This is a genomic window from Syntrophothermus sp., from assembly GCF_013314835.1.
Taxonomy (GTDB): domain Bacteria; phylum Bacillota; class Syntrophomonadia; order Syntrophomonadales; family Syntrophothermaceae; genus Syntrophothermus; species Syntrophothermus lipocalidus.
This window is the reverse complement of record NZ_JABUEX010000071.1, coordinates 1-8,807: the sequence shown is the minus strand read 5'-3', so window position 1 is coordinate 8,807 and position 8,807 is coordinate 1. Positions and strand designations below refer to the sequence as shown.

Below are 8,807 nucleotides of genomic sequence, written 5' to 3'. Positions count from 1 at the left end.
CACCCGTTCCCATACCGAACACGGAAGTTAAGCCCTCCAGCGCCGATGGTACTGCTAACGCGGGAGAGTAGGTCGCTGCCAGGATCTATTTTCTAAAACCCAGCCTAAACGCTGGGTTTTTTGATTTTGGGTCGAATGCTATGAGGAGTAAAAAGAAAAGTTACGTCAGGGCTTGCTATAATTGGCACAATAGAGGAAAAAAGGACAAAGGTGTGGAATTGTACATAAATAAGAGCATTTTTAGTAGGGGTGTGTCGATGGGAAAGAGGACTGACGAAATAGGGGTTGCTATAATAGGCGGAGGACAGGGGTGTTTAGAGCTACTGCAGCTTTTTGATCATTTGCGGCTGGAAGAATTCCAGGCGAGGATTGTTGGAGTGGCTGATTTGCGGTCTGATGTTCCCGGGATGCTATACGCGCGAGCCCAAGGATTAATGACTACTACTGTTTTTACGGACTTTTACTCCAACCCAGATGTGAAGATGATAATAGAGCTAACGGGTAGTGAGGAGGTTCTGAACGAGATCTACCGTACGAAACCCCCTTATATCAAGGTCATAGACCATGTCGGAGCCCGGTTGTTCTGGGATTTAATGAAATTGAAGGCTGAGCACCGGGCACGTAACATTCTAGAGTCTACCCGTGATGCTTACCTGGTCGTGAACTCAAAAGGGAGTTTGTTGCATTTTAACCAGGCAGCTAGCGAGATGCTGAGACAAGGTTGTGAATTGCGAATAGGGACTTCGATAGAGGAGTTGATGAATGCAGTATTTGGGATTGGTGGTCTCCAGCTGCTAAACGAAAGAACAGAGGGGGTATATACCCTTACCGCATTTCGAGAAACTCCTGCCGAATTTCCGGCCGAGATATCTCTTTTCCGAGCGGAAATCGATGAGGATGAGTGCTTGGTTATTTCTATACGGGACGTAAGCGAAAGGTTGCAGGCCGAAAAAGAGATATCCCGTCTTCACCGTTACGAGCGGCTGTTCAGCAATGCTGCAGCAGACTTTGCTTTGTCAAGGAACTTGAACCAGTCGATACGATCCACGCTGAAAATGATCGGGGAGAGCTTTGGGGAATGTAAGGTCGGTTTGTGGCGGATTGATTCAAAACAAAAACAAATGGTGTTGAAGAGCAAGTGGTCGGCTGACGAGGAATTCGATGATGGCGGTTTTGAGATATTGAAGGAGAAAGATGTGCCAGTTTTATGGAGAGAAGTGACTACGGGCAGGGCGGTGAAACTCAGCAGTCTAAAAGAACTAACAGAAAGCGAACGAGTTGTTTTTGCCAGATGCGGTATTCGATCGCTGGCTGGGGTCCCGGTACTGGGCGAGGATGACCGGTGGGGTGTTTTGTTGGTAGAAAGCAAGACGGCTAGGGAATGGACGGACGGAGAACTGGAGCTTTTGTCAGCCATAGTCAACATCATGGAGAGCGGGTTGCAGCGAGAAAAGGCACAACGAGCTCTGCGAGAATCGGAAGCGCTTTACCAGGCCATGGTAGACAAGTCCTTGACCGGCATCTATATACTCCAAGATGGGGTGTTTCTTTATGTCAATAAGCGCATGGCTGAGATATTCGGTTATGCTGAAGAAGAGCTACTGAACAAGAATCCGCTCGATGTTATAGTCTATCCTGGCGATCGGTGGCTAGTGGATAAACAGTTAAAAGACCGCTTGTCCGGGGAAGTCTCCAGTGTTCATTATATTTTTCGGGGGGTGAGGAGGGACGGTAAGGTGATATGGCTCGAGTGTATGGGAGCCAGGTTGATGATTAAAGGCCGCCCAGCGATTATCGGTAATCTGATGGATGTCACCGAACGGATACAGAACGAAGAGCAACGCAGCAGGATTTTTGACGCCATAACCATGCTAGCGGTAGGCATGGTCGAACAGAGGGACCCTTATACTGCTGGTCACCAGAGACGGGTGGCTGCGATTGCCACCGCAATAGGCAGGTACATGGGCCTGCCAGAGGACAGAATCGAGGGCCTGCGGTTAGCGGCTTTGCTCCATGACATCGGTAAATTTGCCGTTCCTATTGAAATACTGACTAAGCCAGGGAAGCTGCGTCCTTCCGAGTTTGAATTCATTAAATTGCACAGTCAAGTTGGAGCGGAGATACTGGCTGAAGTACCTTTCCCTTGGGACATATCTTCTATAGTGACGCAGCATCACGAAAGGTTGGACGGATCCGGGTATCCGAGTGGGCTCAGGGGCGAAGAAATATGCCTGGAAGCCAGAATCATAGCTGTAGCCGACGTGGTGGAGGCGATGTCATCTCACCGGCCCTACCGCCCTTCTTTGGGATTAGAAACTGCTTTGGAGGAAGTGAAAAACAATGCGGGCAAGCTCTATGATCCGGAGGTCGTGAGGGCCCTGCTCGAGGTAGCGGACGTGCTGGAGCTGCAGTGACCATACAATAACGGTTCATCGACTTTTTCGGCAAATCGTGAGTTGGCGGAAGATTAAATCGGCCAGTCCGGTGCTACCGGTTTTGGCCATCTGGCGAGCAAACTCCTCATCCAGCATGGATTCAAAAACCTCACCGCCGAAGCCTTCATCTATCAACCCGCCCTTGGGAAGGGTCGAGCGCATGGCCCTTATCATCTGGTAGACCAAAACGCTCTCCAATTCCTGGCAAGCCTCTTTCAACTTCTTATCGTTTTTATCGTTGTCGTAATCCTTGGCTGCTTCGTTCAATGCCTGCTGGAACTGAGTCTTACTGGTCCTGGTTTTTGTGTTCGGAGCGAACTCGACTAGGCTTGGCCCTCTAACAGCGGCAATTGCGTCCAATTTAGACTCGCGCCTCCTATTGACCTGTTACGATTCCATCAGTTCTATGCAACACGGCTATTGATTTCAACCATGGATACGATATCCTTTCTTGCGAATCCACAAAATCGGCTCTATTCCCGGTGGTTCTTATTAGGAATGCAGGTTCCATCAGTGTTAATCAGCGGACATCTGTGTTCATCCGTGGCTTAACCCAAACCAAACTATCGGCGGAGATTGGCAGCCATACCCAGCATTTCGTCTGCGGATTGAATGACTTTGGAGTTAATCTCGTAGGCCCGCTGGGCGGTAATCAGGTTCACCATTTCTTCTACGATCTGGATATTAGCCGCTTCTAGGTAACCGGCGTGAAGAGAAACGGTTGTGTCTGCCTCCGGATCCCAATCTATTGCCTCACCGGAGCTGGCAGTGGGACGATAGAGATTGCCTCCTATCTTTTCCAATCCGGCTGGATTGGTGAACTTTGCCAGCTCGATCTGTCCTGCTTCAACCGGCTCATCCTGCCCCGGCATCTTATAAGTGACGGTGCCATCAGGAGCTATGGCAATATCGTAACCCTCGGGATCTATGGTATCAACACCCACTACGTAATAACCATCAGTAGTCACAAGGTTGCCTTCGGAATCAAGCTTGAAGGAACCGTCCCGGGTGTACAAGTATTCTTCGTTAGTAGGTGACTGCACTCGGAAGAAGGCTTGCCCTTGTATCGCTACATCCAGCGGGTTATCGGTGGGGGTTAGATTACCCTGGGAGAATATGGTCTGAGTTGCACTCGGCTTAACTCCTAGCCCCACCCAGAGCCCGGAAGGCTGCACGGTGGTATCGTTAGCCACCGGGCGCCTCAGCATCTGGTATATAAGGTCCTGGAACTCAACCCGGGATTTCTTGTAGCCGGTAGTATTCACGTTGGCGATGTTGTGAGCGATGTTGTCGATATTGAGTTGCTGGGCAAACATTCCGGTACTAGAGGTATAAAGAGCCCTCAACATTGGCATAACCTCCTATGTAATAGGGGTTTAAAAACAAACCCTGTGGGCATGTGTGTTCACCGAAAGGGCCTGCTTAAATATATATCGTTAGAAACAGCTCCCAGCTTTACGGTTTACCAAGGATAAAATACGATTGACCTTACCTAGCTAAAATGCTATGGTTAAAACTAAGTAAACCAGGATAATGCCAATAGTATACCAGCTTCAATAGAGTTCAAGTCATTGGGTAGGAGGCGGGTAAAAGGGACATGAAGAAACGGTTGATTTTGCTCTTGCTGGTGACAGCTTTGGGAGTAGGAACATTTCTGGCATATGAACATTATTACTCATCGCCGCAGAATACGGGTATCCAGGCTTCCGGAACCATTGAGGCTACCACTGCCGAGCTGACGGCCAAGGCAGCCGGGGTTATTGAGTACGTGACGGTGAAAGAAGGGGACCATGTCCAGAAAGGACAGTTGGTAGCAGAGCTTTCACGCAATGACCTTGTCGCCCAAAGGGAGCGTGATGCTCTCAGCGTGTTGAAAGCGAAGGCCCAACTCAGGGATCTCACTTCCGGCGCCAGGGAAGAGGAGATAGCTGAGGCGGCGGCCAATGTGGAAATAGCCAAAGCCAGCCTGAAACAAGCGACAGAGGACTTAACGAAACGGGAGGAACTGTATCAGGCTGGGGCCATAACCAAAGACGAGCTAGAGAAGTTTCAAACTGCTCAAGCCATAGAAAAACAAAAACTGCAAGCTGCTGAAGCCCGGCTGAGGCTGCTCAAGGCGGGTTCTAGATCGGAGCAAATTACCCAGGCCGAGTTAGAGGTAAAACGCTGCGAGGCTGTGTTGAAGGCCACGGAGGCGATGATCAGGGATCTCAAGGTATTTTCTCCTATCGACGGGGTGGTTTTATACAGGAACTACGAGCCAGGGGAATACGTGCAGGCGGGGGCATCCCTGGCTACGGTGGCTAATCTCAACGATTTGTGGATAAAGGTATATATCCCGACCGACGACTTGCCCGCTATTCGGCTAGGACAAGAAGTCAAGATCACGGTAAGTGGAAGCCCGGAGGTGTTCACCGGTAGGGTGACTTATATCGCTTCCCGAGGCGAGTATACTCCTAAGATGATACAAACCAAGAAGGAGAGGACGAACGTAGTCTTTGCGGTGAAGATCAGCGTTGATAACAAGGACGGGGTGTTAAAGCCGGGAATGCCGGCAGATGTGGTGTTTGACGGGGGAAAGAGCCGTGATTAGGCTTGAAAACGTGCACAAGAGCTTCGGGGAAACCCTGGCTCTTGACGATGTGAGCTTATGGGTGCAGGAACAGGATTTGTTCGGGTTGGTAGGGCCTGATGGGGCAGGCAAAACCACCTTGATGCGGGTTGTGTGCGGTTTGATAAGGCCGGATTCCGGCCAGGTGTACCTGATGAACCATAGCATCGACAGGATAGAACAAGTTCGGGCCGGCCTCGGTTATATGCCGCAGCGTTTCAGCCTTTACCCGGATCTTACGGTGATGGAAAACATCGAGTTTTTTGGGGCCATGTACCGGCTGTCGCGAGTTCTTATTAGGCAGCGGGCCGAAGAAATACTTAGTATCACCGGATTAGAGGGTTTCGAAAGCAGGTTGGCCGACAACCTTTCAGGGGGGATGAAACAGAAACTGGCTCTAGCCTGTGCCCTGGTCACGAGGCCGCGTTTGTTGGTACTGGACGAACCTACCCTCGGGGTGGATCCTCAGTCGCGGAAAGAGATTTGGAAGATACTGTATCGCCTGAATCAAGAGGGGATGACGGTTTTGGTTTCTACTCCTTATATGGATGAGGCCGAACTGTGCACTAAAGTTGCCCTGATGAACCGGGGCCGAATAGTTGGGGTCGATTCGCCGACAGGATGGAAGAAGGCTTACCCCTATCATGTCCTGGAAGTAAGACTGGCCACAAGGGACCCCCAGTTTTTTCAAGGTATGCCTGGAGTCATAGACTACTCTTTTTTTGGAGACAGGTTTCACCTAGCGGTCCACGATGTTGAACAGTTGTTGTCAGTGATGAAAGAGTACATCGCCGAACGGGGGGAAGAGGTCAGGTCGGTTCGACAAATCAGGCCTTCGATGGAGGATGTGTTCGTCGAGTTTGCGGAAAAGGGAGTAGGTTAATGGTGTGGGCTGTGACTGCCAAGGGGTTAACCAAAGCTTTCGGGGATTTCGTGGCTGTGTCCGATGTTAAGCTCGAAATTCAGGCCGGAGAGATATTCGGGCTCTTGGGGCCTAACGGCGCGGGTAAGTCTACGCTTATCAGGATGCTGACCGGCATACTGGAGCCTACTAGCGGCTCTGGGACAGTACTCGGTTACGACCTCACCCGCCAGGCAGAGACTATCAAACAGAACCTGGGGTACATGTCTCAGAAGTTCAGTTTGTACGAGGACCTGACCGTTGTCGAAAACCTCCAGTTTTACGCCGGCATCTACGGGATACCGCACAAAAAAAGGAAGGAACGCATTCAAGAGATTTTGGCTTTGACCGGGCTTGAAAGCCGGACAGGGGAATCAGTAGCAGGCTTGAATCTCGGGGCTAAACAGCGTTTAGCTCTGGGGTGTGCTTTGATAAGTCGACCCAGGATTGTTTTCCTCGACGAGCCGACCAGCGGGGTCAGCCCGACAGCACGCCGCAGCTTTTTCAACATTATTCAAAACCTGGCTTATGAAGGTACCACGGTGATACTCACCACTCATTTCATGGACGAAGCCGAGCGTTGCGATCGGGTAGGTTTTATGCTTAATGGAAAGCTTATAGCGGTCGGGAGCCCGGATGCCCTTAAGGCAGCTACCCTGCCCGGTACCTTGGTGGAGCTGGAAGTGCCGAACGCCATCCAACGGGCCAAGGAATTTGAGGGATTGCCGTATGTCAAAGACTGCTCCGTACACGGGACGGTTTTGCACGTTCTCTTGTCAGACGAGGCTGGGATTGGATTCTTAAGAAACACCACCGGGGTTGTTCCTCAACCGATTATCCCGAGTTTGGAAGATGTTTTCATGTACCTGGTGCGTAACCCTGAGGGTGAGGAGGGTGCTAGGTGAGCCGTATTACAGCCGTTCTTTATAAAGAGTTTCTGCAGATCCGAAGAGACCGCATGACCCTGGCCCTGGTTTTCCTGATTCCGTTGGTTCAGCTCTTGCTTTTCGGCTATGCCATCCAGACCGAGGTACGACACGTCCCGACGGTTGTATTCGACCAATCCTTGTCACCTGAAAGCCGTGATCTACTCCAGTCTTTTGTGGCCTCGGGCTATTTTGATGTAGTTGAGGCAGCCGGAAGTTACCATGAGGTGAACAAGACCATCGACAGCGGGGAAGCACAGGTCGGCATTATTTTTCCTCCGGATTTTGCCCGTTGTCTCAAGCGGGGGGAATCAGGCACGGTGCAGGTCATAGTTGACGCCAGTGACAACATGGTGGCCAACCAGGCGGTGGCGGTGGCCAACGCCATCGGTCTTCTCAAATCACAACAGGTTTTGGTGCAAAAGGTTAAGCTCACCAGTCCGCCCTACGATGTACGGGTGCGACCATGGTACAACCCGGACGGGATTACCGCTTATTATATGGTCCCGGCTATCCTCGGTATTGTTGTGACTATGACCATGGTCATCCTGACAGCAGTGGCCATAGTGAGGGAGAGGGAACGGGGGACTCTGGAACAGCTAATGGTGACCCCCATCAAGTCATATGAGCTGATGATCGGCAAGATCCTTCCGTACATCGTACTCGGATACATCCAGATAACCGTGGCTCTGCTGGTGGGGGTGCTGGTATTCGGTGTGCCCATACGGGGGAGCTTGCTGGAGCTCTATCTTCTTACCCTCTTTTTTATCACGGCTTCGTTAGGGCTGGGGCTAATGATATCGAACGTAGCACGGACCCAGATGCAGGCTTTTCAGTTAGCTTTTTTTGTTATGCTGCCTAGCATTCTCCTGTCGGGCTTTATGTTCCCGCGAGCCGCCATGCCCAAGCTTATTTATTATCTCAGCGATGTAATTCCTTTGACTTACTATCTGGTAATCATCCGAGGGATAGTGTTGAAAGGGATAGGGTTTGAGTACCTGAAGGGTCAGGTTGCTTGCTTGTTGGTATTCTCGGCCGTGTTCTTGCTTGTAAGCGTTCTGAAGTTTAAGAAGAGAATCGCCTGAGGTTTGTTCATGTCTTTTTGAAAAGTGTCTGCCAGGGGACTGACGAGAACAGGGGGTGAGCACCTTTGGATACTAGAGAGAAACTGATTGCGGCCTGCTTGGACCTGGTGCGGGCCAAGGGATTGGGGCAGGTTACCATGGAAGAACTGGCTGCCCGAGCGGGGATGAGCAAGCGTACGGTATACCGGTATTTTACCAGCAAAGAAGAAGTTATCGAGAAAGCCGTGGAAGCTTTGATCTTAAGGATAGCCTCGCGGGCGGAAGAGATAATAAAAAGCGAGGAAGACCCGAGAAAGGCCGTGACTGAAATTCTAAGGTACCTTACCAGGCAGGCCAGTTCCGTTATTACTCGCCAAAGCTTAGACGATTTGAGAAAACACTACCCATTCCTCTGGCAGAAAATAGACAGATTGAGGACAGAAAGGCTGGAGTGGCTGGTCAGGGAACTGGTCCACTGTAGCCCGAAGGAGGAAGTGAAAAGTATTGACCCGCGCATTGTCGCGGCGGCCATGATCGCTTCGGTGCAAGCGGTTGTCAACCCCGATTTCATAGTGGACAACAATTTAACCTTCGAAGATACGACTACCCAACTGGTAAGGTTATTTCTCCTCGCTCTTTTCTAGAAGACACCTACCTAAAACCTGGCTGTGTTACACCCGGCATAACCGACACAGCTGCCCCCAAAATAGGGCCGAGGAGGTGTGTTAGCCAGGCGAGCGACATATGACGAGCTCCGGCACTCAACTAAACGACAATTTGGTTAAACAAAGGTTACTGAGACTTCCGTTGAGTGCCGGACAACACACGGCGAAACTGAGGGCTGCGAAGCGGAGCGAGAAACAGGAGGTT

The 8,807-nt window shown here is 50.8% G+C and carries 8 protein-coding genes and 1 rRNA gene; 7 read left to right on the top strand and 2 right to left on the bottom strand.

Going from position 1 to position 8,807, the window contains the following annotated elements; translation table 11 throughout:
• Both rrf and HPY90_RS13705 read left to right on the top strand, forming a co-directional pair.
• Nucleotides 1–84, top strand: a 5S ribosomal RNA gene (gene rrf / locus HPY90_RS13710); the annotation flags it as partial.
• A gap of 173 nt (nucleotides 85–257) precedes the next feature.
• The gene (locus HPY90_RS13705; RefSeq protein ID WP_273699210.1) at nucleotides 258–2,414 is read left to right on the top strand and encodes an HD domain-containing phosphohydrolase; all 2,157 of its coding nucleotides are present in this window, start codon (nucleotides 258–260) and stop codon (nucleotides 2,412–2,414) included.
• 15 nt (nucleotides 2,415–2,429) lie between these two features.
• Here HPY90_RS13705 and HPY90_RS13700 read toward each other — a convergent pair whose 3' ends face one another.
• Together HPY90_RS13700 and flgG are read right to left on the bottom strand one after the other, a co-directional pair.
• Entirely contained in the window at nucleotides 2,430–2,795 is a 366-nt protein-coding gene (locus tag HPY90_RS13700; protein ID WP_287195304.1) for a rod-binding protein, read from the bottom strand.
• A 203-nt stretch (nucleotides 2,796–2,998) separates the two neighbouring features.
• Complete coding sequence (gene flgG / locus HPY90_RS13695) at nucleotides 2,999–3,784, bottom strand: flagellar basal-body rod protein FlgG (RefSeq protein ID WP_287195302.1); 786 nt, start codon at nucleotides 3,782–3,784, stop codon at nucleotides 2,999–3,001.
• A 248-nt stretch (nucleotides 3,785–4,032) separates the two neighbouring features.
• Here flgG and HPY90_RS13690 point away from each other — a divergent pair, with 248 nt between their 5' ends.
• The 5 genes from HPY90_RS13690 (at nucleotide 4,033) to HPY90_RS13670 (ending at nucleotide 8,581) form a co-directional block, all read left to right on the top strand.
• Entirely contained in the window at nucleotides 4,033–5,028 is a 996-nt protein-coding gene (locus tag HPY90_RS13690; RefSeq protein WP_287195300.1) for an HlyD family secretion protein, read from the top strand.
• Nucleotides 5,021–5,929 (top strand): ABC transporter ATP-binding protein, encoded by a 909-nt coding sequence (locus tag HPY90_RS13685; RefSeq protein ID WP_287195298.1) that lies wholly within the window; start codon nucleotides 5,021–5,023, stop codon nucleotides 5,927–5,929. Before HPY90_RS13690 ends, HPY90_RS13685 begins: the two co-directional genes overlap by 8 nt.
• Nucleotides 5,929–6,852: an ABC transporter ATP-binding protein gene (locus HPY90_RS13680; RefSeq protein WP_287195296.1), complete on the top strand. Its 924-nt coding sequence runs from the start codon at nucleotides 5,929–5,931 to the stop codon at nucleotides 6,850–6,852. Before HPY90_RS13685 ends, HPY90_RS13680 begins: the two co-directional genes overlap by 1 nt.
• A complete protein-coding gene (locus tag HPY90_RS13675) occupies nucleotides 6,849–7,958 on the top strand; it encodes an ABC transporter permease (RefSeq protein ID WP_287195294.1) in 1,110 nt (369 codons plus the stop codon). The genes HPY90_RS13680 and HPY90_RS13675 overlap by 4 nt, the downstream gene beginning before the upstream one ends.
• Before the next feature lie 65 nt (nucleotides 7,959–8,023).
• Complete coding sequence (locus HPY90_RS13670; protein WP_287195292.1) at nucleotides 8,024–8,581, top strand: TetR/AcrR family transcriptional regulator; 558 nt, start codon at nucleotides 8,024–8,026, stop codon at nucleotides 8,579–8,581.
• Nucleotides 8,582–8,807: the final 226 nt, after the last annotated feature.